Genomic DNA, 24,549 nt, shown 5'->3' on the forward strand with positions numbered 1-24,549 from the left:
AATGGGAAGCGCCGAATAAATACTCAATATGAAGCCCGGCAAGAAACTATCTGATCCAGCGCGCAAAAAGCTGGCTGGCACCCACAAACCCAGCATGGATAACAACGTCGTGTCGATCAGCCCGGACATCGTGCGCGACGTGCCGGTCATGCCAGCCTGGTTGTCTGATCAGGCAAAAGCGGTCTGGGCGGCAAACGTCGAAAGGGTCGTGGCAGTTGGCGCGACTAGCATCGACAGCGAAGCCTTCGGCCTTTTCTGCGACACCATGGCGGTCTTCATCAGCAGCCCGGAAACGGCGAACGCGGCCTTCCGATCGGAGTTGCGGAAACAAATGGAATTGTTTGGGATCGCGAGTGCCAAGTCGCGCCTTGCCCGGATCGCGTCGGCCGAACCTGCGAAGACTAGCCCGTTCAGCGTGCGGCGCTAGGTTCCGTGCAGGCACTTAACTTCTCGATTTGCTCCTTTGCGCCTGCCGTCATTCCCATGAAATTTCTAAGCCACAATTTCACGACGCGGCGCTCCCCTTCGTCAATGACATCGACCAGAATGTCGCGTTGCAAACCGTCGTTCGTGTAGGACATCCCGTTCTCAATCGGCATGGCTCGCATGTGCGCCGACAGCGATCCCGCCCAACGCGTTCCTAGACAGCCAAGCAGCTTGTCCAGGGGCACTGTGGTCTGGCCTTCCCAACGGGGAGGACGCTTCCGCCACTGTTCGACGGTCGCCGCTGATCCGATCGACGGAACGATCGTCACGATCGCGGCAAATGCAAGTCCGAGTTTCATCGCAATCCCCCTAAATACGTGGTGCCGATACCACGTTATCCCCGAAATTCATACGCCTGGAAGGCAACCGATTACGCGAAGAAGGTTGTCAGCGGCAAGATCGAAGCGTGCTGGCAGGTCCGCGCTGCGTGCCAACGGTTCCTCGACGACCACGACCGCGACGACATCGAGTTCAACACCGAATACGTTGATCACGCCTGCTCGTTCATCGAGAACTTGCCGCATGTGACCGGTGCCCTCGCAGGTCAGCCGATCAAGCTGGAACCGTTTCAGGTCTTCTTCATCGCCAACATTTTTGGCTGGATCGTGAAGGCGACCGGTCTGCGCCGCTTTCGCGAAGCCCTCGGATTGTTTCCGCGCGGAACCGGCAAGTCTCTGATCGGCGCCGCCATTGGCGTCTACATGAACTTCGCGCTTGGCGAACAGGGCGCGCAAGGTTTCTCCGGTGCCACGTCGATGGACCAGGCCGCAGCCGTTTTCGAACCCGCGCGGAAGATGGTCGAAATGACCCCGGACCTAGCCGACGCGCTCGGATTGGAAGTGTCGGCCCGCGCCATTTTCCAGTCGCATACCGGCAGCAGTTTCAAGCCAGTCATCGCAAAGACCAAAGACGGCGGAATCCCGTGGATCAGCATCTGTGACGAATTGCATCAAGCCATCGACGGCACCCAGCTTGCCGCATTTCGAACCGGCATGGGCAAGCGTCGCGGCTCCGATCCCCTCTTGCTGATTATCACGACGGCCGGGTTCAATCTTGCCGGGGTATGCCGACAGGAACAGCTATATTTCGAGGGCGTGCTGGCCGGGACGATCCGCGACGACAGCAAGTTTGCCATGATCTACACGATCGACGCCGACGATGATTGGCGCGATTTCCGGGTCTGGCGGAAGGCGAATCCGGGATACGGCGTCAGCGTCGATGAAGATCATCTTCGTCGGGAATACGAGAAGGCGCTTCAATCGCCTCGATCGCAGACGGAGATGCTGACCAAGTATCTTAACGTCTGGTGCAACAGCGCGTCTGGCTGGTTGAATTCGGTCGATTGGGCGAAGGCGGCCGATCCCGCGCTCGACATCCCGCCTGGGACACCCGCCTGGCTTGGCGTTGACCTTTCGACGAAGACTGACCTGACCGCGATCGTTGCGGTGTGCCTGCTCGCCGACGGCCGGAAAGCTGTCGTGCCATATCTCTTTTTGCCGACCGGCGCACTGGATCGCTCGCCGAACCGGGAGGCCTACACCGATTGGGGCGCATCTGGTGTCGTCCATCAAACCGAAGGCAGTGCATCCGATCACGCAGCGGTCGAGGCGAAAATCCGCGAATTGTGCCGGACCTATAATATCCAGCAAGTTGCATTCGACGCCTGGCAATCCGCGACGATCAGCCAATCGCTCGCGGCGGACGGGATCAGCGTGGTCGAATTTCCGCAGAAGGCGGCGACGATGCATCCTGCAATGGTCGATTTCGAGGCCGACCTGTTGAACGGCCAGATCGTCCACCCCGACAATGCCTGCCTGAACTGGATGGCGTCGAACATCAGCGTCACCCGGCGCGGCGCTATGATGTCGCCATGTCGTCCGACCGGCCAGGATCACCTCAAGATCGATGGCATGGTGGCTGCCCTGATGGCCCACGCGATTTCATCCGTCGAACCGCCACCGGCGCGCGCTGACATCGCCCTGGAATTTTGGGACTGACTAAATAGTCGATGGGAAAAATCATCGACTTTCTGTTCGGTCATCCGGTCGAACAGTCGTTCGCCACCAAGTCCGCCACCACGACCACCGTCCCGGTCCATTCGGCTGAGACGATCGAGCGACAGCTTCGCGACGAGCAGGAATTCGGCACGTCCGCGATTGCGATTTCGGCCGTCTATGCCTGCGCGCGCGTGATCGCCGAAGGCCTGGCGTTGCCGCCTTGCTATCTTCATCAGACGGACGTTCGCGGCAAGAAACTGGCGACGCGCCATCCGCTGTATGGTCTGCTCCACCTGGCCCCGAATGACCGGCAGACCTCTTACGAATTTCGCGAGCAGATCGGCCTCCACCTTGCGTTGACTGGCAACGCCTTCGTGTGGGTCAACCGCAGCCGCGCGACCAATGAAATTCTCGAAATGCTGCCGATGGACCCCGGCGTCGTCACCGTGCTGGTCGATCCGTCGGTGATCGGTGCGCCTGTCCGCTATTTCTTGTATGGCCAGGAAGTCCCCGCCGACCAAATCTGGCACCTGAAAGGTCCAGCCTGGCTATCCTATCAAGGGATGTCGGCGGTCAACACAGCCCGCCAGGCGATCGGCCTCGCGCGTCACGCCGAGAAATTCGCATCTGACCTGTTCGTAAATGGAGGCAAACTCTCCGGCCTAATCAGCGCCAAGACACAGATGACCGACGAGCAGGTTCGACAGCTTCGCGAAGCATGGGCGCGCGCCTATTCCGGCCCAGGCAAGCAGCATAAGACCGCGTTTCTTCCCGCCGACCTGGCTTATACGCCGATGTCCGCGACCGCGACCGACGCTCAAATGATTGAGGCGCGGCGTTACCAGATCGAAGAGATTTGCCGGTTCTTCCGGGTCAGCCCCACGAAGGTTTTCCAGAGCGGTGGGAGCCAGTCCTATGCCAGCGTCGAGCAGGCGCATATCGCGCACGATCAGGATACGGATGCGCACTGGCACACCCGATTTGTTCAGTCTGCGTCCGTTCATCTGCTGACAGCGGCAGAGCGCGCGGCCGGTTACACCATTAGCCTGGACAATCGCGATTTCCTCCGTGGCACTGCCGTCGAGCGAATGACCTATTATAACGCTGGTATCGCGGCCGGGATCATCACCCGCAACGAAGCGCGCGAGATGGAAGGTTTCGACCGTTCGGATGATCCGTCGGCCGACCGTTTGACACCTGCCGCGAACCTGTTCGGCCCCGACCAGGCCCAGCCAGCCGCAGCATAAATATCGTCATGGAAAAGAAGTCCCTGGCACTGCGTGAAGTGAAGTTCGCGCCACCGACCGATGACACGTCTGTCCGCGAATTCGGCGGATACGGCGCGGTCTTTTCGAACATCGACAGCTACGACGATATCATAGCGCCTGGCGCGTTCGCCGCGTCGATCGCCGAACATAAGGCGGCCGGGACGATGCCGGTCATGCTGTGGAATCACGACGCCATGGCGATGCCGATCGGCGTGTGGACAGGCCTTGAAGAGGACGATCATGGCCTGAAAATGTCGGGCCGGTTTCTCGATACCGTCGCCGGTCGCGATGCCTACACGATCGCAAAAGCGGGCGCCGTTACCGGCCTTTCGATCGGCTATTTCGTCACCGCGTCCGAAATCGAAAAACGCGACGGAAAGGCCGTCCGCGTCATCACCGAGGTAAAGCTGATCGAAGTCAGCCTGGTGACCTTTCCGGCCAATGACCTTGCCCGCGTCGATGATGTGAAATCCCAAAACCTGGAGAATGAAGAAATGAAAATGCAGCGCGAGTCGCTTGAGCGCCTGGCCGAAATATTCGGCGAGGCGAAAGACCTGATCGACGGTCTGGTAAACGAAGCCGACGAAGAAAAGTCCGAGGTCGATGATCGGGCCGATGACGAAGAAGATAGCCAACTGTCAGATGATGACGATGCCGAAGCTAAATACAATGCGGCAGTAGAGGCCGTGAAAACCCTTTCGTTCCACTTCTAGGAGATACATGACTACCACTGCCGTATTTGATGAATTCAAGCGCCTTGAGCATGAATTCAAAAGCGCGATCGACCGCCGCGACGACGCTGCCACCGAACGCCTGAACAACGCCATCGCCGATCTCGAAGGCAAGATGCGCGACATGGAAAAGGCCGCGAACCGTCCTTCCGTCGAAGGCCATAGCGCCGAAGACGCCGAATCGAAGTCTGCCTTCACCGCTTATATGCGCAAGGGCGACAAGCTGGAAGCAAAGGCGATGTCCACCCTGGTCCAGACCGAAGGTGGCTACACCGTGCCGAAGCAGCTTGCCCAGGCGATCCTGCTCGCGAAGCAGGACATCCCCGCGCTGCGCTCGGTCGCCAACGTGATCAGCGTCTCGACCCCCGATTTCCGCATTCCGTTCTCGCCGACTGGCGCTGCTGCTGCGTGGACCGGTGAAAAGGACGTTCGCAATGAAACCGCTGCGCCGACTATCGTCGAGATCGTGCCGAAGTTCGGCGAACTGACTGCAAAGCCGTTCGTGACCCAGACCCTGTTGGAAGACTCGGCCTATGACATCGAGTCGTTCATCATCTCGTCTGTCGCGACCGAATTCGCCCGTGCTGAAGGTGCTGCTTTCATCAACGGTGATGGCGTCAACAAGCCGTCGGGTCTGCTCAGCGTTACGACCGCCCTGACTGCCGATAGCGCACGCGCGTTTGGCACCGTCCAGCACGTCACCTCGGGTGCCGCTGCCGATATCACCAGCGCAGACAAGCTGATGGCGCTGACCATGTCGCTGAAGGCTGGCTATCGCTCGAACGGTAAGTGGCTGGCCAACCGCGACGCGCTGCTGCGCGCCCGTGTCCTGAAGGATTCGACCGGTCAGTTCATCTGGCGTGCCGGTCTGGAAGCTGGCCAGGGTTCGACCCTGCTGGGTTACGAAGTGGTCGAAGACGAGAACATGCCCGCCGTGGCGGCTGGCTCGCTGTCGATGGCCTTCGGTGACTTCAAGGCTGCTTATACGATCGCGGATCGTATCGGCGTTTCGATGATCCGCGACATCTACAGCCACGATCCCTATGTCGCGTTCAAGACGCGTATGCGCGTGGGTGGCGTGGTCGTCGATACCAACGCTTACAAGCTGCTCAAGACCGGCGCTTAACCGCGCCACCAGGGCCAAGCCAAAAGAGGGGCCGGGGAAACCCGGCCCTTTTTCGTGCCAAGATAAATACCGGCGTGAAGAGAATTTCCGCCCCCGCATTTCCCGCCGTTTCCGCTGACCAGTTGCGCGAATGGCTGCGCCTCGACCCCGATGTCGATGCTGACACCCTTGATCTGCTGCTCGGCTCTGCCGTGGATCACGTCCAGGCCCTGACCGGCCAGATCGTCGTGTCGGCCGATTACGAGACGGTCCTTCACGGGCCTGGTTGTCATGTAATTACCATTAGCAACGCCACAGCGGTTTCCCTCGCGGATCAGCAGGGCAATCCGATCACCAACATCGATATCGTCGAAGCGTCGGTTCACGGTGATCTTGTTTTCGTCCAAGTGGTCCCGGCTGACCTCGGGCCGGTGACCGTCCGCGTGACGGCTGGCTGGACGACCGGAGAGACGGTCCCCGCATCATTGCGCCACGCCATCGCCGTCTACGTTGGTGCGGCCTACGATAGCCGTAACGCCATCGACGACGCCACGCTTCGCACGGTCGCAGCCCTTTGCCAGCCCTTTCGCCGGATCGTCATCTGACATGAAGATCGACGCCGGGGCGCTGGATCGCCGCATCGAAATCATGGTTCAAACGAAGGTCCGCGACGCGGTCGGCCAGGAACGATCAACCTGGACCGTGGCGGCGACCGTCTATGGCCAGCGTCTGGAACTGCGCACGTCGGACATTGCGCGCGGCGCAGGACGCCAGGCCGTCCCTGCGGCCCGCTATCTGATCCGCTACCGGCCCGGACTGACGGTCGCCCACCGAATTCGGGTGGACGGCCAGACCTACGCCATCACCGCGATCGACGAACCGGATCGTCGCGCCACGCTGGTCCTGACCGTGGAGGGGGTGGCGCAATGACCGTCAACGTTACCACGACCGGGTTTCGCGAACTCGAATCTCGGATGAATTTGCTGTCGAACGACATCGCGACCAAGGTCGGTCAATCGGCCAACCGTGCCGGTGCGGTCGTTATCCAGAAGAAAATCCGGGAGGGCGTCCCGATTGGCCCGCACGCGGAAGGGTCGATCCGCAACCGCACTCGAAAAAGTGGCAAGGTAGTTCAGGAAAAGCACACCAAGATCATCAACAACGTCAAGGTGCGAAAGGTCCGCGCCGAAGCGGGCAAGGTCATCAATGCGATCGTCGTCGGAAAGGACGCCTATCACGCCAGCTTTGTCGAGTTTGGCAGCATCCACAATGCCCCCAATCCATTCTTTCGGACCGGCTTCGCCCTCGCGTCCGAGGATGCGGTCGAACAAGTCAAAAAGGTTCTGGCACGTCGTCTTGACCGGGCGGGTGTGTGATGATCGAGGCCCAGCTTGTCGCCCATCTCGCGGACCTGGCGCCGCACATGTATCCCGGCGCTGCGCCGCTCGGCTACACCACTCCGGCCGTCGTCTACAACCGGATTGCGACCGACCCGAACGATGACCTTTCCGGCTGGACCGGCGAGGGCTGGCTGACGTTCCAGATCGATGTTTACGATCCCGGCTACTTGGTCGCGAAGGAACTGGCCGCTGACATTCGCGACCGCATGATGGAATGGGATGACGATACGGTCCAATCGGTGACCTGGATCAGCGAGACCGACATGATCGACGAAACCACCGATACCAGCCTGTTTCGGACGATGATGCAATTCCGTCTTTACGCGACCCTCTGAACAATCCGACCGTCCACTTTGCCTAAATAATTGCGTCCGGCGCGCCTTTGCGTCGAAATTCATACGGAGACGCAAATACAAAATGGCATCTGGCGCAATTCATAGCCGCAAGACTAAAATTGAAATTACCGACGGTTCGACCAAGGTCCAGATCAAGGGGCTTACGAATTTTTCCGGTCTGGGTGGTGGCTCCGCTTCCGTCATCGACGTGACCGATCTTGATTCCGATGCAAAGGAAAAGATGATCGGACTTGCCGATGAAGGTCAGGTCAGTCTCTCGCTCAACTATCTGCCGACCGATCCCGGCCAGGTCGCACTCGAAGAAGCACGTCTGTCGGGCGAACTGTCCGAATTCGTCATCACCCTTCGTAGCGGCGCGACCTACAGCTTTTCGGCTGCTGTCCTGTCGTTCGAAAAGAGCGGTGGCGTGGACGCAGTCATCACCGGCTCGGTCACGCTGGAGGTCAGCGGCCTGGTCGTGAAGGGCACTGCCGCCTGATGGCGGTCCTTTCGAAGGGGGCGATCTTTGCGGCCGCCCCCGCCACCGTTGAAGTCGAGATTTCAGAATGGGGCGGCTCGGTTATGGTCAAGGCTTACAGTCTGATCGACCGTGTCGCACTGATGGATGCAGCGACCGAAAACGCACACGCTGTCGAACTTTATCAGCGTGATCAGGCACTGGACGAAGACGACCGAGAAGGCCTTGCCGAGGTGAAACTCTACGACGCGGCGATCTTGGAAATCATCCATAGCTGCGTCGATGAAATGGGCGCCCGCCTGTTCGACCTGGCCGATCACGACCGTATCCGCGCGCTGTCCTATGCTTCGTTGCAATCGATCATGATTGCGGTCCGGCAAATCAACACGGTGCCGGACCAGGCTGCGCTAAAAAAAAGTTCAGACTGAACCCTAATCGGCGGTTTCTCTTCCGCCTGGCTCTCCAAATGGGCCGAACGGTCGAGGAACTGTCGGCAACCCTGTCGGCGGACGAATTTGCCGAATGGCAGGCATATTGCGAGGTTGAACCATTCGGATCGCCGGTCGAGGACGATCGCTTCCGCAACCTTCTCGCCCTTCAATATTCCGGCTTGGGCGGCAAAGACGAAATTCACTGGCTGGACCGTGATCCCGAATGGTCGGCACATCTGCGCGACCTGGCGCGCCCGCCGCTCGACGACGCGATCGAAGCCTATTTCGAAGCCCGGATCGCCTCGCAGAAGGCGCCATCGACCTAAATAATCGATGGCAGACATCGGCTCACTTTACGTAAAAATGGCGCTGGAAAGCGCCCAGTTCATCAGTGGTATGAAGAAGGCGGCTGAACAATCGGCCGCCACGAACAAAGCAATCTCAGCGGCGATGGATGGCGCAAAGAAGGCGGTGGGCGGCCTTCTGGCTGTGATGTCGGTGGATGCTTTTCTATCAGCCGCGCGGGCTGCTTTTGACTACGCCGACAGCATTGTTGACCTCGCGGATCGAACCGGCGCGACTACCAAGTCCATCCAGGAACTCCGATACGCCGCGCAGATGACCGGCAGCGACTTCGCGTCGGCCGACGGCGCGCTGGAGAAATTCGCGAAAAATCTTGGCACCGCACAATCTGGCGGCAAGGCGATGGGCGAAGTCTTCAAATCGTTGGGCGTCACGTCCAGCGACTTCGACCAGGCGCTGCGCGAAACCATAGACGGTATCAGCAAACTGCCGACCGTCAGCCAGCGCAATGCGGCGGCCCTCCAGGTCTTTGGCAAAAGCGCCGGAACGCTGACCGCGCTGATGGGTGAAGGGGCGAAGGGCTTCGACGAATTCGCCGACAAGGCGGCCGATCTTGGCATCGTGCTGGGTGATGACCTGTTGCGCAACGCTGGTCAGATCAACGATCGCTTGGATACCTTGAAGATGACCCTCGACGCACGGTTCGCATCCGCGATCGTCCAGAACGCCGACGCCATCGGAAACCTCGCCGACCAGGTGGTCAAGATCGCGACCGCCATGGCGCAGTTCTGGAGCCAAAATCCGACAGCGGCCATGGCGATTATGGGCGCGCTGGCTGGTGGCATTGGTGGCGGGCTTGTGGGCGGCTTGCCCGGAATGGTCGGCGGCGCAGTCGCGGGCGGCATCGGTGGCGCCGTGCTGGGATACAATAGTCGCGGCGAACGCAAAACGTTGACCGACGAACGCGCGTCGCTAGTCGCCCAAAACACCGGAAAGAATCCGCTCCTTGCTGCGGTCGGCATCGACGCCGACGCGATCGGCAAGGGATCGCCACAATGGAAGAAGAACGAAGCCCGGATCAAAGCCATCGACGCCCGCCTGGCGCGAATGACGGCAGAGGAAGAGGCTGCGGCCAAACTGCTTGCTGGCGGAAACGGCGGCGGCGGTGGTGGCACTCTTCCACCTGTCGCCGGTGGCGGCAAGAAATCGACCGGCAAGACCGCCGCTGAAATCGCAGCCGAACAGTCTGCCCGCTTCACCGCTGACATGGCGTCGGGCGATATGGAACTGCTGTCGGCGAAACAGGCGCTGCTGTCCGATATCGTCGAACAGTCGGCGGCCCAGCGTGAAATTCTGGCGATCGAAACGGATCGCCGAAAGGCAGCGATCGACCAGGATGTGGCCGACAAAAAGCTGACGGTGGCACAGGGCGATGCGCTCAAGCTGCTCGAAGACAAGATCGCATATACGCGGGCGGACGAGATCAACCTGCGCGAAAACGAAGAACTGGCCCGCCAGGCCCTCGATGTTCAGCAGTCTTATCTCGATAATAGCCGCGACCTCCTCGGGTCGGAAATGGCACTCGCGCGATCGTCCGCCGATCGTCGCGCCATCAGCCTGCGCCTGGTCGATCTCCAGTATCAGCAGGAGCGGCTTTCGATCGACGCGATCCTTGCGTCGAAACAGTCCACCGCCGCAGAAAAGGCCATCGCGGAGGCTAGGCTTGGCGTGCTGGATCGTCTCCAGGCCAACGACACGGCAGCGGTCAACCGCGATACAATGGGGCCATTGGGTCAGTATCTCGAAGGCATCCCCCGCACGGTCGGGGAAATCCAGGATGCGCTCGGCAGCGCGGCGGCGGAAGGCTTGGGATCGTTCAACGACGGTCTGCGCGAAGCGATCCGGGGTGCGGGTAATCTGGGCGATGCGTTCGAAGCGGTCGGTGACCGGATCATCGCCAAACTGATCGACATCGCCCTCCAGCAAGCGATTTTGAAGCCGCTGGGATCGTTGTTTGGATCAGTGCTGGGGTCGATTGGCACCAGCCTCGCGGGTGGCAGTGGTGGCGATATCGTGCTGGGCGGCGCGGCACTCAAAATCGGCGCGCGCGCCAATGGTGGCCTGACCCGCGCTGGCACCTATGTGGTCGGCGAACGCGGCCCGGAAATTGTGAAGATCGGCAACACCGCATCGACGGTCCCGAACCATGCCTTGAAATCCATTCGCGGCGCGGGCCAAGCTGGTCCCGCCGTCACGATTGGCAACATCACCAGCAACGATCCTGCCATGGTGCGCGCCATGGTCTACGAAGGGATCGCCCAGGCGGCGCCGCTCTTGTCGAAACAGGCGAGTGATCGAACGCTGGGCCGGTTCCAGCGGCCGACGATGTGACGAACGGCATCCGCCTAAATAATGGATGCCGACCTATCCATTGTCCTTTCCCGCCGTCACCCCGAATTCAGAGCGCCTGGCGGTCAATCGTCGCCAGGCCGCTATCGCGTCCAATTTTTCCTTGGTCCAGCAGACGATCAACACCGCCAGCCAGTGGACGCTGACCTGGACCTGGCCGCCGATGCGCCAGAATGTCGCCGAACGCCTGCGCGCCTGGCTCAATAGCTTGCGCGGACAGGTCGGTCATTTTCGTTACTGCCCTCGACAAACCGTCACTTCGACGCTGACGGGTCGGAAGGTCGCCGAGACCGCCTATGCCTATCTGTCCGCCGTCGTGATGGGCGGATGGGTGGCGGGACAGGCCAGCCAGCTTCGGATCGGCCAGCTATTTTCCATCGGGTCGCAACTGTTCGAAATCACCGACGCACCAGCAAACGCCGATGCCAATGGCCGGTGCCTTGTTCAGTTCGAACCGGCGCTTCGCCAGACCTTTGCGGTCGATACCGATGTCGAATTTTTCCGGCCCAGCGGTCTGTTTCGGCTGAATTCGAGCGAAGGCCAGACCTATACGCTGACGCCTGGCGGGCAGCGCGGAAACTTGGCCGAATTCGGCACACTGACCGCTGTGGAGGCGGTGGGCGCATGAGACCCGGCACCACGCCCGAAATCACTGCTGCCCTTGCGGAAGCAGGCATTACGACGGCTCTGTTGGCACGCCTGGATTTCAAAAGCGGCACGGTTTGCGCCTGGACTGGCGGCCATTCGATCAAGGTGACCGGTTGGGCTGACAGCCTCTTGAACGATCAGACCTTTCACCCGCTCGAAAACGGCGTGATCGTCGATATCGGTGACAACAGCTTCTCGTATAGCGGCTCCGAAGCGTTGGAAATCGCGCTTGGCCTGCAGTCTTCGGTGCCACTCGCGCTTGAAGCGGCGGCGGTCGAGCCGACCGAATATCAGGGGCGAACGGCCACGATTTGGCGCGCGCTTTTGATCCAGCCTGGCCTGATCGCCGAACCGCATTGGGTCTTTCGTCGAATTCGATCGGGCACGATGGACACGGTCGAAGTCTCCGGTGACGGACTGTCGCGGACGTTCAAACTGTCGATCGAAGGCCATGCTGGCATGATCAGCGCGGCCACCCAGGGCACCTATCTCGACCAACCGAAATTCGATCCGAATGATCGGTCGCAGGACTATGTGTCTTCGATCGCGAACGGCGACGATCTGATGAAGGCGGCGCCGACGGGTTGGGCGGCGGTCCAGTCCACGATCAACAACTGGCAGCAGCGTTAGGCGTAGGGCGGTTAAGCTAAATATGGGATGCAGCTTGCGTCCCACAGATATGGCGATTGGGAAGATCGCCTCCGCACCTACCTCGACCGCGTAAACGACGAACCCTTCAAATGGGGTCGTCACGACTGCGCCCTGTTTGCCGCCGATTGTATCCGGGCGATGACCGGGTTCGATCCCGGTGAAGCGTTTCGCGGACGATACGACACCAAGACCGGCGCGGCCGAAGCGTTGCGCGAACACGGGGCGGGGACGCTCCTTCGGACGGTCGTGTCGTGGCTTGGTAAATCCAAGTCGATCCATCTCGCCCAACGCGGCGACATCGTCATGAACGCAAACCTGGCGTGCGGCATCTGCGTCGGCCCCTACAGCTATTTTGTCGGGGAAGGCCCTGGCCAGGTCGGACTGATCCCGGTCCCGACCGCTTCCCTGAAATACGCCTTCAGCGTGCCCTTCGAAGCGTCGGTGGCGATCGATGGGTAAAGTTGTCACGACCGTCCTGGTCGTCGCCGTTGCGGTGGCGATCGTCGTCTTTGCCCCGCAGATCGCTGCCGCCATTGGCGCATCGGGTATTTTTGGCGCGACTGTCACGGCGGCCACGCTCGCCACGATCACGTCATCGCTAGTCGGACTTGGCGTCAGCCTCGGCATGGCTGCGGCCGCGTCGGTGCTGCGCAAGGCTCCGTCGATGTCGCAGTCGCTGGTCGATCGTCTTCACACCAGCGTCGTTCCCAGCGCCCCGCGAAAGATCATCTTTGGCACCACGGCGGGCGGTTCGGACGTGCGCTTTGCAGAAACGTTCGACCGCGCCGGTTCGAAAAAGGACGGTTACGCGCAGATCATCGCGCTCGCGAGCCATCGGATCAATGCGGTCAAGGAATGGTATCTCGAAGAGACCCGGACTTGGGCGAACGGCGCGATCGTCGATAGCCACGATGGTGGCGTTCTGGCCGTCCAGACCTGTCTCGAAGGCAAGCCCGGAAACGGATTTTCCTGGGGATCGGGGAAATATTGGACCCCGCAATCGACCTTCATCGGCTGCGCCTATCTCGCCACCCGATACAAGCTGGATTCGAAGGTTTGGCCGAGCGGCATCCCATCTCGTTACACCACGATCGTCGAGGGCTGTCCGCTTTACGATCCCCGCCGCGATAGCACCAACGGTGGATCAGGTGCCCATCGTATTGTGGATCAATCGACTTGGACCTTCCGCGAAGGTTCGACCGAGATTGGCCGCAATCCCGCGCTGGCGCTGCTGACCTATCTGCTCGGTTACCGGATCAACAACAAGCTGGTTTGGGGCATGGGCATCCCGGCCCATCGCATCGATTTCGACAATTTCCGCGCCTACGCCAACCTTTGCGAAGAGCGCGTCCTGACCCAGTCTGGCGCGACGGTCCAGCGCTACACCGCCGATGGCACCTTTTCGACCGCTGACCCGCACGAAACCGTCATAAATGGCCTTTCGGCAGCCATGGGTTCGTGCAAGCTGGTCGATACGTCCGGCGTCTATCAGCTTGTCGGCGGTTACGACGACACGCTCGGCCCAAAGGTCGATTTTGACGAAAACGACCTGGTCGCCGCAGCCGGATCGGCATCCCCGTATCTGTGGAAACCGGCGCCGCCGACCCGCGAGTTGCACAACATCGTGCGCGGTCGCTTTGCCGATCCGTCCTCGCTCTATCAGCTTGTCGATTGGGGGGTGGTCGAAACCGATCCGCTACCGGACGCGATCCCGCGCACCCTGTCCCTCGATCTTGGCCTGGTCACCCGCGCAGAGACTTGCCAGCGTATCGCGAAGCAATGGCTGCTCCGCGAGGCCAAGACGCCTGGCGTTTTCAGCGCGACCTTTGGTCCGAAAGCCTTCCGCGTCCAGGTCGGCTCGCTGATCACCATGTCGCTTCCCGAACGCGGTTGGAACCGGAAACTGTTCAGGGTGATCGAGCAGGTCGAGACCCACGATCTTCTCTTCACGATGGCGCTTCGCGAAGAGTCCAGCGAAGTCTATGCCTGGGACCGAGAAGAGAAACCGCTGCCCGCGACGATCCGCCCGGACGGCTATAATCCGCGCGACGCGATCGCGCCGGAAAATCTCACGGTCAGCAGTTCCGTCGTCGAAGGGGCTGGCGGTCAGCAAGTCAGCGAAGTCGAGGTCACTTGGCTTCCCGCACCGTCCGCGCGCATCGTCGGTATCCAGATCGAGAGCCGACCGACCGGCGCCATCGCTTGGACCGAACAGGCGGCTATCCACGATCCCGTGTCCGGCGTGTTCCGCTTCGGCAGCAATGTTGGCGGCGTCGATCTCGCCGTGCGTGCCCGCTATCGTATGGATACCGGCGTTTACAGCGAGTGGGTTGGCGCGGATGTCGTGTCGGCTGCGATCGAGATCGTCGATGGCCAGGCGCGCGAAAACGCCACCACCGCAATCGACACCGCGCAGCAGGCGCAGGAAGCCGCTAATTCGGCCGTCAGCCAGACATCGATTCTGAACCAGCAGCTTGCCCAGCTTGATGCCGACGTGGCTGCCCAAAAGGAGACGACTGACCAGCTTGTCGAAACCTATGGTTCTACTGACAGCGCGCGTGACTATGCGACGGTTGCCGAGATGGCGGCAGGGAACAGCGTTGCCGCAAACGATCAGGCGCAGATCGCAGCGCAGGCCATCGATCAGGCGAAAGCCATTGTCCTATCTGCCCGCGATCAAACCCAACAATTTTCCCAAGATACGGCGGCAACAAAAGCCGCGACTGAAGTGCTCAAGACCGCGACCGAACAGGTGCGCGATCAGGCGCAGCAGGCCGCCCAGTCCGCCGATGGTTCGGCCCAGAGCGTTGCCAACAATGTTGCGATTGTCACTGCAAGGAGCGAGGAGGCAGGACGCTCGGCTGCTGCCGCCGACGCCAGCAAGATCGCCGCGAAGACCACTGTTGCGGCGATGCTGCCGCACGATTTCGCCCAAGGCTTCGAATATTGGGGTGCAGACTGGGCAACCGGATCGGCTGCGATGTCCTCGGATTGGACGCACCTTGATACCGAATATGGCCGGGTTGCGCGCGTCACGAATGCGGGTGGCGAAAAGGATATCGCAAATGCCGGATCGATCCCGATCGTCGCGGGTCGTAAAATGCGGATCACCGTCAAATGGCGCGTCGTAGATAGCTATGCTGGCGTCCCCGCAATGCAGATTTTCAGGATCGGCATGCCCGGCTTGGCAGGCGGCCAGTTCAACAACGCCGCGAAAAATTTCGGGATCACCGTCAATGCAGAGGGGTGGGGCAGCAACAACGGATTTGCTACCGCCATCTATGAATTCTCGTCTGATGAACTTGCGAACGGAAATCCACAATCTGCCCGCGCGCGTGTCCTGGTCCGGCTGAATTCGCCAGGTGTCTATGATTTCCAGTCGATCCGTTTCGAAGATGTGACTGGAGAGGTTATCGCGGCCGGTCACGCGCAGGCGAGTGCGGAAAGCGATCGTTCAGCCGCAGCGCACGAAGACGCCTCCAGCCAAAATGCGGCGGCCACTCAAGCCGACCGAATTCTCGCGCAGACCGCCAGTGGTGATGCGAAGACATATCGAGATCAGTCCGTCGCTGTCCAACAAACCGTTTCGGGCCAGGTCAGCACAGTCACTGAGCAGGCGGGAATTGCGGCCCGTGCCGCGAACATCGCTGCGTCCCGTGCCGGTGGCAACATCGTCGGCAAGGCCACATTCGACGCGACCGGCCGTGGCGATTGGGGCGGTTCTGGGACCGTTCAATACGATAGCTCGATTAATGCCTACGTCCTTCAGCAGACCGACCGTGATTTGACCGAGGGGGACATGATCCCCGGCGATTGGTCCAACCGGAACATCCGCGTCTCTGGCAACGCAGCCGCTTATGCTGATTTCCCAGCCGGTGCTGGCTTGAATTTCCAACGAGCGGACGGATCACTATCCTACGTTTATTGGCAGGCTAGACCCGCCCATACCGGCTACGGAGATTTCTCTTTCATTCTGACCCTGCCGCAGAATGTGGTGGCGATCCGTCCGTTCCTGAACAGCGATGGAAACTGGGGCGTGGCCGGACACGGCGTCAACTGGCGCAGTATCCGCATGGAAGATATCACCCAGGAAACACGCGCGAGCGGTTTTGCTGACGCTAGTGCTGCCCATGCGGCTACAGCTTCCGCCGAGAACGATGCAGCAGGGCAATCTGCCCAAGCCGCTGAAGTGTCGAACCTGGCCTCTAAAACGAATTCGGATAATGCTCAGCGCAGCGCCGAAGCTGGTGCCGCCCACGAGGCGGGTGCTGCATCGTATTCGAACAATGCGGAGCAACAGGCTGCGGCGGCAGAAAAATCAAAACTGACGGCGCGGGCGACTGCCCAAGCGATGATGCCCTCCGATTTCACCGACATTTCGATGTGGACCGGTGATTGGGGCGGCGGAACCGGATCATACGAGGGCGATTCCCGTTTTACCGCTTACGACGACAGTTCAGAAGGCCGTGTTCTGCGGGTCTGGAACAATCCGGCTTGGGCGCCCCACGTTGCATCGGTTGGTCGCGAGCCGCTTGTTCGGGACAAAACCTACAAAATCACGATCACCTGGAAGCTCGTGGGCCAACAGCCCAGCGAAAATCCAGTCAATGGCGCGCTATACGCGGTCGGTATCCACGCGAACGGGACCGCGAATGGCTATATTGAGACCGGTTGCACCATTGCGCCGGGTTGGGCCGGTTGGGGTTCGGGATGGGCAGTCCAAAGCCTGACCGTTACATCGAACTCTTTGATGGACCAGGGCTGTCAGTGGATTCGCCCGCTGTTCCGCCTCGATTCCCAAGGCGTCTATTTTTACAAAACCCTCGAAATCCGCGACGTTACCGGCGAGGTAAATGCGGAGGGATCGGCACAAGCTAGCGCTGAACATGCCGCGTCCGCAAGCGCTGCCAATAATGCAGCAGGCCAAAACGCAGCAGCCACGCAAGCTGATAGAATTGCGGCCGAGACTGCGCGTGGCGCTACCGAAGCCCTTCGCGATCAGACCGTCATCATTCGCGACGACACTGCTGGTTTCGCGCAGACGGCTACCGATCAGACAAACCTAGGCGCACAATATCGCGACCAATCGGGTCAATCCGCTAATGCATCGGCGGGCAGTGCCGCGTCCGCGCAGTCGGCAAACGATCAGGCCGGTCAGCACGCCGCTGCGGCGCGCGCGGAGCGGCTAATGGCCGAAACGGTCGTGCAATCGACGCTGCCTTCGACGTTTGGTGACCTCCGCAACTTCACTTGGGATTATACCAACGGGACCAACACCCTCGCGGATGACAGCCGCTATAACGCATATGACAACCCCACATTTGGGCGCATAGTCCAAGTCCAGAACGATCCGGCTTTCAGCCCGCATATGTCCACCAAGGGGCGTCTCGCGCTGGTCCGTGACAAGACGTATCGCATCACGGTGAAGTGGCTGCTGGTAGGTTACCAGAGTGGCGAGAGCGTCAATGCGTCGATGTTTGCGATTGGTATCAAGCCCGACAACAGCCAGTATAATGACGTTAATCTGGGGGTGACGATCTCGTCTGGACAGGCGGGTTGGGGAACCGGGCAATGGGCTACACACACACTCGACATCAATGCGAACACACTGATCGATCAAGGTTGTGCATGGGTGCGGCCGCTGTTCCGATTGGACAGCCGGGGCATCTATTTCGTCCAGCAGATCGAAATTCGCGACCTTACCAGCGAGAACACGACCCGGATTTATGCGGAGCAAACCGCCGCAAACAGGGCCGCCGTGACCGATCTCGCTGCCAGCGTGTCGTCCACGGCGCTATTGGTCGCGTCTTACTCGACAGCGGGTGGCAATCTGTTGTCGAATACCGATTTCCAGACCCGAGATAACTGGAACTATTATTCCGCGATATCGGGCGTCGATTTCGACCTGAACCTTGCGGGCGATGGGTGGCATCCGATCGAAGAGAACGTCCTGGCGATCCGTCAGAACAATGGCACGTCCAGCGGCTACAGCGAGTGGACGCAGACGATCAACATTCGCGGCGACACATGGTATGACGTGTCTGGTCGCGTCGCTGCCCATCGCACCCAGGCGATCGAAGTCTACATTCAGTGGATTGATGCGAACGGTCAAACGCCATGGGGCGCGCCTTCTACGGGGTCATTCGTTCCGAGTTCGGGTGGCAACACAGTCGGTAGCTTTACCCGATATGGCTTCAAAGCGAAGTCGCCATCAGGCGCCGTTCGTGCGAACTTCATCATGCGCAAGTTCGCCACGATCGCGGGGCAGGGGGATAGCTATGCGTGGTTCCTCCAGCCCCAGGTGCGCGAGACTTTTGAGAACGCGCCGTCGCCTGCCGCCTATTCGCCTGGTCGCCCTGGTAAGATGCTCGCGAACATGTCTTCGTCGATCGCGACGAACCAGAACGCAATCGCAACTGCTAACACCAGCCTGGCAAATCTGACGACCACGGTTGCCGCGAATGGCGCTTCGATATCGACCATCAATTCCGCGCTTTCTTCGACCGATGGCAAAGCCAATCAGGCGCTGGCCCGTGCTGCCGTCCAGCTTGATGTCAACGGCTACGTCAGCGGCTGGGAAACCAGCAATGACGGCCAGTCGTCCGATTTCACTGTGTCGGCCGACCGTTTTCGCATCTTGAAACCGGGTGGTGGCGCGCGGATGGAGTTCATCAACGGCCGTATGATCGCGACCGATGGCTCGTCGTGGATGTCGGTTTACGGTCAGCCCTTCGGTGCTGGTAACCGGTTCGTCGAGTGGACCGGCCCATATTTCGCTGATCTCAACCAGTGCAGCGAGGCGAACGCTAAGAAATATGTTCGTGTTAACGGCGACGTATTTTTCGGCGGCACGCTGCTCGCGGGGTCGATCCGCAATAGCCAGCAGACCAGCAGTCTTGCCAATAATGCCTCGGTTTCGACCGGCACGTTCGGTTCGAACGGTGGCATGATCGTCGCGAACGCGTCCTGGACATACAGCTACACCAGCGAGCAGACCTACGCGGCGACGACGCAGGGGCGAAACGCGTTCGACGCCGATTTGGACTCGTTCGGGCGGCAGTATCTACAGGCGAGCGGCGGCGATAGCTGGACAGGGTCGAAGTCGATCGGCCTAGACGGTAATGGTGTCGTGCTGAACCTTCGTCGAAACGGTGCGCTGGTCGCCAGCCAGGCCGGTGGGACCGGGCTTCTGTCGCTGGAAGGCGTTCGTCCGATGCCTGGTGATAGCGGCGGCCGGATAACCTGGACCTACAGCTATGCGGCGTCGCTGACCTATACCGATCCCGAACACAACACTGCGTCGCGCACATACAGTGCCGACATCACGCGAAATCTGGGATCGGGGGCGAACGTGACGCAGCGCGTCGGGGTCAGCACTGTCGAATGATAAATACCGACATGGATATCACAGCAGAAACGACCCTTCGCGAGGTCAACGCATTTTCGATCGCCACGCTTGAAGCGCTGATCGCCGACATCGACGCTCTCCGCGCCAGCGCCCAGGGTGCGACGTTGGAGCAGGACTATCCGACCGCCCAGGTGGTCGGCCAAGCCATGTCTAGCATGTCGGGCATCCGAATGCAGCTTGAGACGCGCCGGGTCGCTTTGGAAAACGTGCGCCGGGGTTGGGACGGTGAAGAGCCGCTGTCGGCGGCTGGCACCTTTACGCCGACGCTCCCGGTATCGCCCGCGTGATCGACCGTTTGAAAAGCGTGGCGGAAAAGGTCGGGGCCGCAGCGATTTGGCTGTGGCACCTGCCGCCAATTCGATCCGCCATCGTAACGAACATCATCCGCGTTGCGGGTGGCGGCGTCGTGGGTTCGATCATCGTCGCTATTGCGGATTGCCTTGCGAACGGTGGATGACACCAGCCTGATCCTTGGACGGCTGGAAGGGAAAGTGGATAGCATCCAGGCGACCCTTTCCGCCATCGTCCAGCGCCAGGACGCGCACGAAAGTCGGCTGTCATCGGTGGAGGGCGCTGTTCGCACGATCGAGGCCGACCGTGCGGCCATGATCCCCGGCTATCGCATCGTCGAGGCCGATCTAGCCGACCTCAAGACGTGGCGCACCACCGTCGAAGGGAAGGCGCGGGGGTGGATCGAAGCTGGCAGCTTCATGAAAATCGCCGTCGGTATTGCGATTGGCATCGCTGGATATTTCGGCTTTCAGATCGCTATGACGCCTATCCCGCAGCATGCACCTATGCGCGTGACTGCATCCCGATAAGCGCCTGGCATGGGTGGTGAGCGGACTGGCGGCTTTCGAGGCACGTCGCCCGACAAGCAGCCATTGCACGTGACGGAAAACCGTTTTTGCGAGGTTGCCGGACAGTTTTGCAATCCGGCAGTGTTTTTCGGTCATTAGAAACGGCCTATAGCAACGTTTCGTCAGCCCGCCAAAACCTGCCGGTCAAACATATGATTGCCGTCAGGTAGCCAAGGTCACCGCTTTCCTAGGCCAAATGAAGGGAATTGAGCCAAGTATGAAACCTAGAAATGTCGCTTGGAGCGGCACGGCGACACCGAACGCCGCAATTTTCAGGACCACCAGCGCGTAAGTATTTGCTACCACATCGGCAATCATGATCGCTCCCGCCAACAGCAGGCCAGACCGCTTAAATCGTGAAAGAAGCAGGGCGATAATGAGCAAATCCAGAAGGATTAGCGAGGTCCAGAATATTTCGAGGATCGTTGGCCCCCAACTATAAGGCCGCCAGCCATAGGCCAAGAAATCACGTGCATGATTGAACGCGCCAATCCCGAAGCAAGCCAGATACAGCCCCGAGACGAGCCGGAATCGAAGGTCTAGTCGCGTTTCCATGCGACAGCGATATCCTCAAAAAGTCATGACTGACAAACAGGTGTTTTCCGTTAGCGTCCGCTTTTGAGCGAGGCGGCAATCCGGCAAGATGCCGGGGATTGGTTGCTTACAGACCGTCCGCATCTGTCCATGCGCCAAAGTGGGTTGATCCCGGCCCACCATATTCGGGGGGAATATAAGGGGTGTTTGTGGCCGGGATCGTCCGCAGCCTAGCGGAGCGAGCGATAGGGTCAATCAGCATAAACACGAGCATGATCAAGCGTGCGCATCTGGTCGGTAGCGAACCATCGCCTTATCGCGGGTGATACGGCTCGCATGCGATGCCGTCACCGTCACCGTCCATATGATCCCCAAATCCTGGTTGGCCACGATAGATCGGGGCAGCACCTGCCGCGCGGGCTTCCCGACAGTTTCGATATGACCAGGTCGAGCCTCCGGATTGAACCGGGGGATTGGCTGGACGGGCGACACCACCGGATGATGATGAAGATGGCTGCTGCTGATCTAGTTCATCGGCTGACATCGGCCGATCGCGGGGGATGGTGTCGCGAGGGGTCCAATTTTCCTCGGGTGCATTTGCTTCGGCGAGGGGCTGGCTTTTGCGCGGGAGCATCGTCCCGCCCACCAAACCGACCGCAAGCGCGCCGACCAAAAATAAGGGGGATTGTCGCATGCGGCCGTTGTATCGCGCGCTGGTAAAGTAATCGCTACGCCTGCGTCATAATAAATAGGGGTCATGTCCCCAACCGTTCGAGCCGTCCTGGCTCACCTATGCCCGCACTCTGGTCGGCGTCCCCGAAATCGTCGGCCCGAAACACAGCCCCACGATCATGTCGTGGATCAAAGCGCTTGGTCCCAAAATCCTCGGCATTAGCGTTACCGACGACGAGACACCTTGGTGCGGCACCTTCGCCGCGCACGTCGTTTCACAAGCTGGTTTCCAGCCGCCGAAAATCGCCGTCCGGGCATCGTCTTGGGACGCTTTCGGTGAACCGGTCAGCAAACCGTATCTCGGCGCTATCGTCCGGTTCCAGCGTCCGGGTGGCGGTCACGTCGCGTTTCTGACTGGCGTTTCCGCTGACGGTCGGCTGTTCCGCGTTCTGGGTGGCAACCAGTCGAATTCGGTCAACGAGACCTGGATCGAACGCGGCCGATGCGTTTCGATGCGATGGCCGAAGGGGGCCGCCAAGCCGATTGCGCTGGCACCGGTGCTCAATTCAGCGGGCGCGAAGGTTTCGACGAATGAAGCCTGACGCCCCGCGCTACCGGTCGAAATTCGAAGCCCGTTGCGCCGCGCTCGTCCCGGCCGAATTCGCGCACGAAGCGATCAAGCTGCCATACGTCATCCATCACACCTATTTGCCCGATTTCGTCGATGTTGCGGGAAAGCGGATAATCGAGGCGAAGGGTCGTTTTCTCGCAGAGGACCGAAGGAAGGTTCTCGCCGTTCGCGACCAGCATCTCGATTGGACGATCGAGATGTGGTTTCAGAACCCTCGGCTGAAAATCTCGCCGAACAGTTCGACGACGTATGCGGCCTGGTGCGATCGACATGGGATCGCCTGGCGCCAGGGTCCGGCCTGACGCGAGTGTTAGAGCAGGCTGTAAAGGCCTGCGGCCGACGATCCGATCATCATGGCGGCCAGGAAGACTGCCTGGACTTTGAGGACTAGCGACGATCGATCGCGATCATATTGGTGATGATTCAAACGTTCGCCTTCAAAAAAATACCCCGCCAAAGTCGGCGGGGCATAGTCAAGCTAGAGAGGAGACCGACAAACGCTTTCTGCTCGCGTCTGTTCCGCGCCTATCGCATCAAGCCCAGCATGGCGGCTGCCGCATATGCGCAAAGCACTGCCAGCGCGAGGATTGTATCGGCGATCGATCGCGTTCGGTTAGTGGCATCGGTGTCGGGGCGGCGCAACGAGTGTATCTCCAACATGGGCGGGTCGGGACGAAACGACCGTTTCCGTCGATGGTTGCGCGGTCAGTCGATCAGTCGGACGATCCCGCTGATCGCGGCGACGAACATCATCACGGCCAGAACGAACGCCTCGATGGTCAGCGCGATGTCGGGGCCGCTGCGCATCAGGTGTTGATCGCGCGGCGCTTGATCTCGTCGATCACCGCCTGTTGCTGGCTGGTCAGATTGTCGATGTCCACGATCCGATTACGAACCGCGATCAATTGCGAATTCGTCATCGCCGACGCCTGCGCTGCTGCTTTGAGGTGATCGTCCACCCGAGGTTTCCTTACGACGAGACGATAGCATTGATAGGCGTAACGGTCGCCTGGAAAGGCTGGTGCGGGATCAAGGCGTTGGGGCGGCGGGTGATTCTTCCGCGTCGGGTGTGTCCGCATTTATGTCCGCGCGCGAATCGTTACCGGGGGCGTGTCCTTGCGCCATGCCCTGATCTGCCGACCGTGTTCTAGCCGTGTCCCGAAGGTGTAGCTGGACAGCCTGAGACGATCTTCCGCCTTTTTAATTCATTGTTTTTGCTGGATTATTTGGCGACCCCGGCAGGATTCGAACCTGCGACCATCCGCTTAGAAGGCGAATGCTCTATCCAACTGAGCTACGGGGCCGTGCGCGGGAGCGATAGCGGGGCTTGGGCCGCGGCGCAATCTCTCGCAGCCGTTGCAATCGTGTGTCGGCGGGATATTCATCGAAGGATGAGCGACGCGGGCATCCGGAAAATCGACGCGACCGTGCTGGGCGCACGGCCGCTGCGCTATTATGATTTCTTCATGGCGGCCTTCGTCGCCATATTGCTGCTGTCCAACCTGATCGGCGCGGCCAAGCTGTCGTCGCTGGGTGGCGTGACCTTTGGCGCGGGCATCCTCTTCTTTCCGCTCGGCTATGTGATCGGCGACGTGCTGACAGAGGTCTATGGCTATGCACGGGCGCGGCGCTGCGTCTGGGCGGGTTTTGCAGCGATGCTGTTCATGGCGCTGATGAGCTGGGTGGTGGTGGCCTTGCCGCCGGCCGAGGGCTGGCCCGACCAGAAAGCCTATGAGGCGGTGTTTGGCAGCACCTGGCGGATCGTCTTTGCCTCGCTTTGCGCTTTCTGGGCGGGCGAACTGGCCAACAGCTTCGTGCTGGCCAAGATGAAGATCATCACCCAGGGACGGCATCTGTGGATGCGCACCATCGGCTCGACGGTGGTGGGGCAGGGGGTGGACAGCCTGCTCTTCTACCCGCTCGCTTTCTATGGCGACTGGACCACGACGCAGGTGCTGACCGTGATGGTCACCAACTGGGCGATGAAGGTCGGCTGGGAAGCGGTGCTCACGCCCGTCACCTATGTGGTGGTGAATGGCCTCAAGCGACGCGAGGGGCTCGACGTCTATGATGCGGGCACCGACTTCACCCCGTTCCGTACCCGGCTCTGACGATCCGAAAGCCTGTTTGAAAAATCGCGAAAGGGCGATTTTTCGGTACGGTTCCAGCCCGCGCCCCCGCCCAACCACCCGATCCAGTGTC

Annotated in this window: 26 protein-coding genes, 1 tRNA gene and 1 pseudogene; 23 read left to right on the plus strand and 5 right to left on the minus strand. The window is 60.3% G+C overall.

Going from position 1 to position 24,549, the window contains the following annotated elements:
- Positions 1-28: 28 nt before the first annotated feature.
- Positions 29-427 (plus strand): hypothetical protein, encoded by a 399-nt coding sequence (locus VHN57_RS02000; RefSeq protein ID WP_423282523.1) that lies wholly within the window; start codon positions 29-31, stop codon positions 425-427.
- Here the strand turns inward: VHN57_RS02000 and VHN57_RS02005 are convergent.
- Positions 411-785 carry a hypothetical protein gene (locus VHN57_RS02005; protein ID WP_423282525.1) on the minus strand — a complete coding sequence of 125 codons (375 nt, stop codon included), beginning with the start codon at positions 783-785 and terminating at the stop codon, positions 411-413. The genes VHN57_RS02000 and VHN57_RS02005 overlap by 17 nt on opposite strands.
- A gap of 18 nt (positions 786-803) precedes the next feature.
- On the opposite strand from VHN57_RS02005, the gene VHN57_RS02010 reads away from it, so the two are divergent.
- From VHN57_RS02010 to VHN57_RS02100, 19 genes are all read left to right on the plus strand, one after another.
- Positions 804-2,483, plus strand: coding sequence for a terminase large subunit (locus VHN57_RS02010; RefSeq protein WP_423282527.1), 1,680 nt, complete (start codon positions 804-806; stop codon positions 2,481-2,483).
- An 11-nt stretch (positions 2,484-2,494) separates the two neighbouring features.
- Positions 2,495-3,730, plus strand: coding sequence for a phage portal protein (locus VHN57_RS02015; protein WP_423282529.1), 1,236 nt, complete (start codon positions 2,495-2,497; stop codon positions 3,728-3,730).
- Positions 3,731-3,738: 8 nt separating this feature from the next.
- A complete protein-coding gene (locus tag VHN57_RS02020; protein ID WP_423282531.1) occupies positions 3,739-4,464 on the plus strand; it encodes an HK97 family phage prohead protease in 726 nt (241 codons plus the stop codon).
- A 7-nt stretch (positions 4,465-4,471) separates the two neighbouring features.
- A complete protein-coding gene (locus VHN57_RS02025; protein ID WP_423282533.1) occupies positions 4,472-5,608 on the plus strand; it encodes a phage major capsid protein in 1,137 nt (378 codons plus the stop codon).
- A gap of 74 nt (positions 5,609-5,682) precedes the next feature.
- Positions 5,683-6,192 (plus strand): head-tail connector protein, encoded by a 510-nt coding sequence (locus VHN57_RS02030; protein WP_423282535.1) that lies wholly within the window; start codon positions 5,683-5,685, stop codon positions 6,190-6,192.
- Between the two features lies 1 nt (position 6,193).
- Entirely contained in the window at positions 6,194-6,517 is a 324-nt protein-coding gene (locus VHN57_RS02035; protein WP_423282536.1) for a phage head closure protein, read from the plus strand.
- The gene (locus tag VHN57_RS02040) at positions 6,514-6,963 is read left to right on the plus strand and encodes an HK97-gp10 family putative phage morphogenesis protein (RefSeq protein WP_423282538.1); all 450 of its coding nucleotides are present in this window, start codon (positions 6,514-6,516) and stop codon (positions 6,961-6,963) included. The genes VHN57_RS02035 and VHN57_RS02040 overlap by 4 nt, the downstream gene beginning before the upstream one ends.
- On the plus strand, positions 6,963-7,322 hold the full coding sequence (gp17, locus tag VHN57_RS02045) for a tail completion protein gp17 (RefSeq protein ID WP_423282540.1): 360 nt from the start codon (positions 6,963-6,965) through the stop codon (positions 7,320-7,322). The genes VHN57_RS02040 and gp17 overlap by 1 nt, the downstream gene beginning before the upstream one ends.
- 82 nt (positions 7,323-7,404) lie before the next feature.
- Positions 7,405-7,821, plus strand: a complete 417-nt coding sequence (locus tag VHN57_RS02050; protein ID WP_423282542.1) for a phage tail tube protein — start codon at positions 7,405-7,407, stop codon at positions 7,819-7,821.
- Complete coding sequence (locus tag VHN57_RS02055; RefSeq protein ID WP_423282544.1) at positions 7,821-8,228, plus strand: hypothetical protein; 408 nt, start codon at positions 7,821-7,823, stop codon at positions 8,226-8,228. Before VHN57_RS02050 ends, VHN57_RS02055 begins: the two co-directional genes overlap by 1 nt.
- A gap of 38 nt (positions 8,229-8,266) precedes the next feature.
- The gene (locus VHN57_RS02060) at positions 8,267-8,557 is read left to right on the plus strand and encodes a phage tail assembly protein T (RefSeq protein ID WP_423282546.1); all 291 of its coding nucleotides are present in this window, start codon (positions 8,267-8,269) and stop codon (positions 8,555-8,557) included.
- 7 nt (positions 8,558-8,564) lie between these two features.
- On the plus strand, positions 8,565-10,925 hold the full coding sequence (locus tag VHN57_RS02065) for a phage tail tape measure protein (RefSeq protein WP_423282548.1): 2,361 nt from the start codon (positions 8,565-8,567) through the stop codon (positions 10,923-10,925).
- A 40-nt stretch (positions 10,926-10,965) separates the two neighbouring features.
- The gene (locus VHN57_RS02070) at positions 10,966-11,571 is read left to right on the plus strand and encodes a hypothetical protein (protein ID WP_423282550.1); all 606 of its coding nucleotides are present in this window, start codon (positions 10,966-10,968) and stop codon (positions 11,569-11,571) included.
- Positions 11,568-12,221, plus strand: coding sequence for a hypothetical protein (locus VHN57_RS02075; protein ID WP_423282552.1), 654 nt, complete (start codon positions 11,568-11,570; stop codon positions 12,219-12,221). Before VHN57_RS02070 ends, VHN57_RS02075 begins: the two co-directional genes overlap by 4 nt.
- Before the next feature lie 27 nt (positions 12,222-12,248).
- Positions 12,249-12,701 carry a DUF6950 family protein gene (locus tag VHN57_RS02080; protein ID WP_423282554.1) on the plus strand — a complete coding sequence of 151 codons (453 nt, stop codon included), beginning with the start codon at positions 12,249-12,251 and terminating at the stop codon, positions 12,699-12,701.
- A complete protein-coding gene (locus VHN57_RS02085) occupies positions 12,694-19,629 on the plus strand; it encodes a phage tail protein (protein WP_423282556.1) in 6,936 nt (2,311 codons plus the stop codon). The genes VHN57_RS02080 and VHN57_RS02085 overlap by 8 nt, the downstream gene beginning before the upstream one ends.
- An 11-nt stretch (positions 19,630-19,640) precedes the next feature.
- A complete protein-coding gene (locus tag VHN57_RS02090) occupies positions 19,641-19,937 on the plus strand; it encodes a hypothetical protein (RefSeq protein WP_423282558.1) in 297 nt (98 codons plus the stop codon).
- Positions 19,934-20,107 (plus strand): hypothetical protein, encoded by a 174-nt coding sequence (locus VHN57_RS02095; protein ID WP_423282560.1) that lies wholly within the window; start codon positions 19,934-19,936, stop codon positions 20,105-20,107. The genes VHN57_RS02090 and VHN57_RS02095 overlap by 4 nt, the downstream gene beginning before the upstream one ends.
- A complete protein-coding gene (locus VHN57_RS02100) occupies positions 20,100-20,471 on the plus strand; it encodes a hypothetical protein (protein WP_423282562.1) in 372 nt (123 codons plus the stop codon). Before VHN57_RS02095 ends, VHN57_RS02100 begins: the two co-directional genes overlap by 8 nt.
- Before the next feature lie 201 nt (positions 20,472-20,672).
- On the opposite strand, the gene VHN57_RS02105 is transcribed toward VHN57_RS02100, so the two are convergent.
- Both VHN57_RS02105 and VHN57_RS02110 read right to left on the minus strand, forming a co-directional pair.
- The gene (locus tag VHN57_RS02105) at positions 20,673-21,065 is read right to left on the minus strand and encodes a hypothetical protein (protein ID WP_017502136.1); all 393 of its coding nucleotides are present in this window, start codon (positions 21,063-21,065) and stop codon (positions 20,673-20,675) included.
- Between the two features lie 292 nt (positions 21,066-21,357).
- On the minus strand, positions 21,358-21,738 hold the full coding sequence (locus tag VHN57_RS02110) for an excalibur calcium-binding domain-containing protein (RefSeq protein ID WP_423282564.1): 381 nt from the start codon (positions 21,736-21,738) through the stop codon (positions 21,358-21,360).
- Between the two features lie 97 nt (positions 21,739-21,835).
- Between VHN57_RS02110 and VHN57_RS02115 the strand changes: the two are divergent.
- Positions 21,836-22,318: pseudogene (locus VHN57_RS02115) on the plus strand (TIGR02594 family protein); the annotation flags it as partial.
- Positions 22,308-22,649: a PDDEXK family nuclease gene (locus VHN57_RS02120; protein WP_423282566.1), complete on the plus strand. Its 342-nt coding sequence runs from the start codon at positions 22,308-22,310 to the stop codon at positions 22,647-22,649. The pseudogene VHN57_RS02115 and the gene VHN57_RS02120, both read left to right, overlap by 11 nt.
- Before the next feature lie 504 nt (positions 22,650-23,153).
- Here the strand turns inward: VHN57_RS02120 and VHN57_RS02125 are convergent.
- Both VHN57_RS02125 and VHN57_RS02130 read right to left on the minus strand, forming a co-directional pair.
- Positions 23,154-23,306, minus strand: coding sequence for a hypothetical protein (locus tag VHN57_RS02125; protein ID WP_164522422.1), 153 nt, complete (start codon positions 23,304-23,306; stop codon positions 23,154-23,156).
- 268 nt (positions 23,307-23,574) lie between these two features.
- A tRNA-Arg gene (locus VHN57_RS02130) sits at positions 23,575-23,651 on the minus strand.
- 87 nt (positions 23,652-23,738) lie between these two features.
- On the opposite strand from VHN57_RS02130, the gene VHN57_RS02135 reads away from it, so the two are divergent.
- Complete coding sequence (locus tag VHN57_RS02135; RefSeq protein WP_037510686.1) at positions 23,739-24,458, plus strand: queuosine precursor transporter; 720 nt, start codon at positions 23,739-23,741, stop codon at positions 24,456-24,458.
- The last annotated feature ends 91 nt before the right edge of the window (positions 24,459-24,549 follow it).

Origin of the sequence: Sphingobium salicis subsp. salicis (genome assembly GCF_049472635.1) — a bacterium.
Classification (GTDB): domain Bacteria; phylum Pseudomonadota; class Alphaproteobacteria; order Sphingomonadales; family Sphingomonadaceae; genus Sphingobium; species Sphingobium yanoikuyae_A.

What these genes read in the sequence shown, in the direction of transcription:
- VHN57_RS02000 (WP_423282523.1), top strand. Translation starts at nt 29, where the DNA reads ATGAAGCCCGGCAAGAAACTATCTGATCCAGCGCGCAAAAAGCTGGCT.
- VHN57_RS02005 (WP_423282525.1), bottom strand. Translation starts at nt 785, where the DNA reads ATGAAACTCGGACTTGCATTTGCCGCGATCGTGACGATCGTTCCGTCG.
- VHN57_RS02015 (WP_423282529.1), top strand. Translation starts at nt 2,495, where the DNA reads ATGGGAAAAATCATCGACTTTCTGTTCGGTCATCCGGTCGAACAGTCG.
- VHN57_RS02020 (WP_423282531.1), top strand. Translation starts at nt 3,739, where the DNA reads ATGGAAAAGAAGTCCCTGGCACTGCGTGAAGTGAAGTTCGCGCCACCG.
- VHN57_RS02025 (WP_423282533.1), top strand. Translation starts at nt 4,472, where the DNA reads ATGACTACCACTGCCGTATTTGATGAATTCAAGCGCCTTGAGCATGAA.
- VHN57_RS02035 (WP_423282536.1), top strand. Translation starts at nt 6,194, where the DNA reads ATGAAGATCGACGCCGGGGCGCTGGATCGCCGCATCGAAATCATGGTT.
- VHN57_RS02040 (WP_423282538.1), top strand. Translation starts at nt 6,514, where the DNA reads ATGACCGTCAACGTTACCACGACCGGGTTTCGCGAACTCGAATCTCGG.
- gp17 (WP_423282540.1), top strand. Translation starts at nt 6,963, where the DNA reads ATGATCGAGGCCCAGCTTGTCGCCCATCTCGCGGACCTGGCGCCGCAC.
- VHN57_RS02050 (WP_423282542.1), top strand. Translation starts at nt 7,405, where the DNA reads ATGGCATCTGGCGCAATTCATAGCCGCAAGACTAAAATTGAAATTACC.
- VHN57_RS02055 (WP_423282544.1), top strand. Translation starts at nt 7,821, where the DNA reads ATGGCGGTCCTTTCGAAGGGGGCGATCTTTGCGGCCGCCCCCGCCACC.
- VHN57_RS02060 (WP_423282546.1), top strand. Translation starts at nt 8,267, where the DNA reads ATGGGCCGAACGGTCGAGGAACTGTCGGCAACCCTGTCGGCGGACGAA.
- VHN57_RS02065 (WP_423282548.1), top strand. Translation starts at nt 8,565, where the DNA reads ATGGCAGACATCGGCTCACTTTACGTAAAAATGGCGCTGGAAAGCGCC.
- VHN57_RS02075 (WP_423282552.1), top strand. Translation starts at nt 11,568, where the DNA reads ATGAGACCCGGCACCACGCCCGAAATCACTGCTGCCCTTGCGGAAGCA.
- VHN57_RS02080 (WP_423282554.1), top strand. Translation starts at nt 12,249, where the DNA reads ATGCAGCTTGCGTCCCACAGATATGGCGATTGGGAAGATCGCCTCCGC.
- VHN57_RS02085 (WP_423282556.1), top strand. Translation starts at nt 12,694, where the DNA reads ATGGGTAAAGTTGTCACGACCGTCCTGGTCGTCGCCGTTGCGGTGGCG.
- VHN57_RS02090 (WP_423282558.1), top strand. Translation starts at nt 19,641, where the DNA reads ATGGATATCACAGCAGAAACGACCCTTCGCGAGGTCAACGCATTTTCG.
- VHN57_RS02105 (WP_017502136.1), bottom strand. Translation starts at nt 21,065, where the DNA reads ATGGAAACGCGACTAGACCTTCGATTCCGGCTCGTCTCGGGGCTGTAT.
- VHN57_RS02110 (WP_423282564.1), bottom strand. Translation starts at nt 21,738, where the DNA reads ATGCGACAATCCCCCTTATTTTTGGTCGGCGCGCTTGCGGTCGGTTTG.
- VHN57_RS02120 (WP_423282566.1), top strand. Translation starts at nt 22,308, where the DNA reads ATGAAGCCTGACGCCCCGCGCTACCGGTCGAAATTCGAAGCCCGTTGC.
- VHN57_RS02135 (WP_037510686.1), top strand. Translation starts at nt 23,739, where the DNA reads ATGAGCGACGCGGGCATCCGGAAAATCGACGCGACCGTGCTGGGCGCA.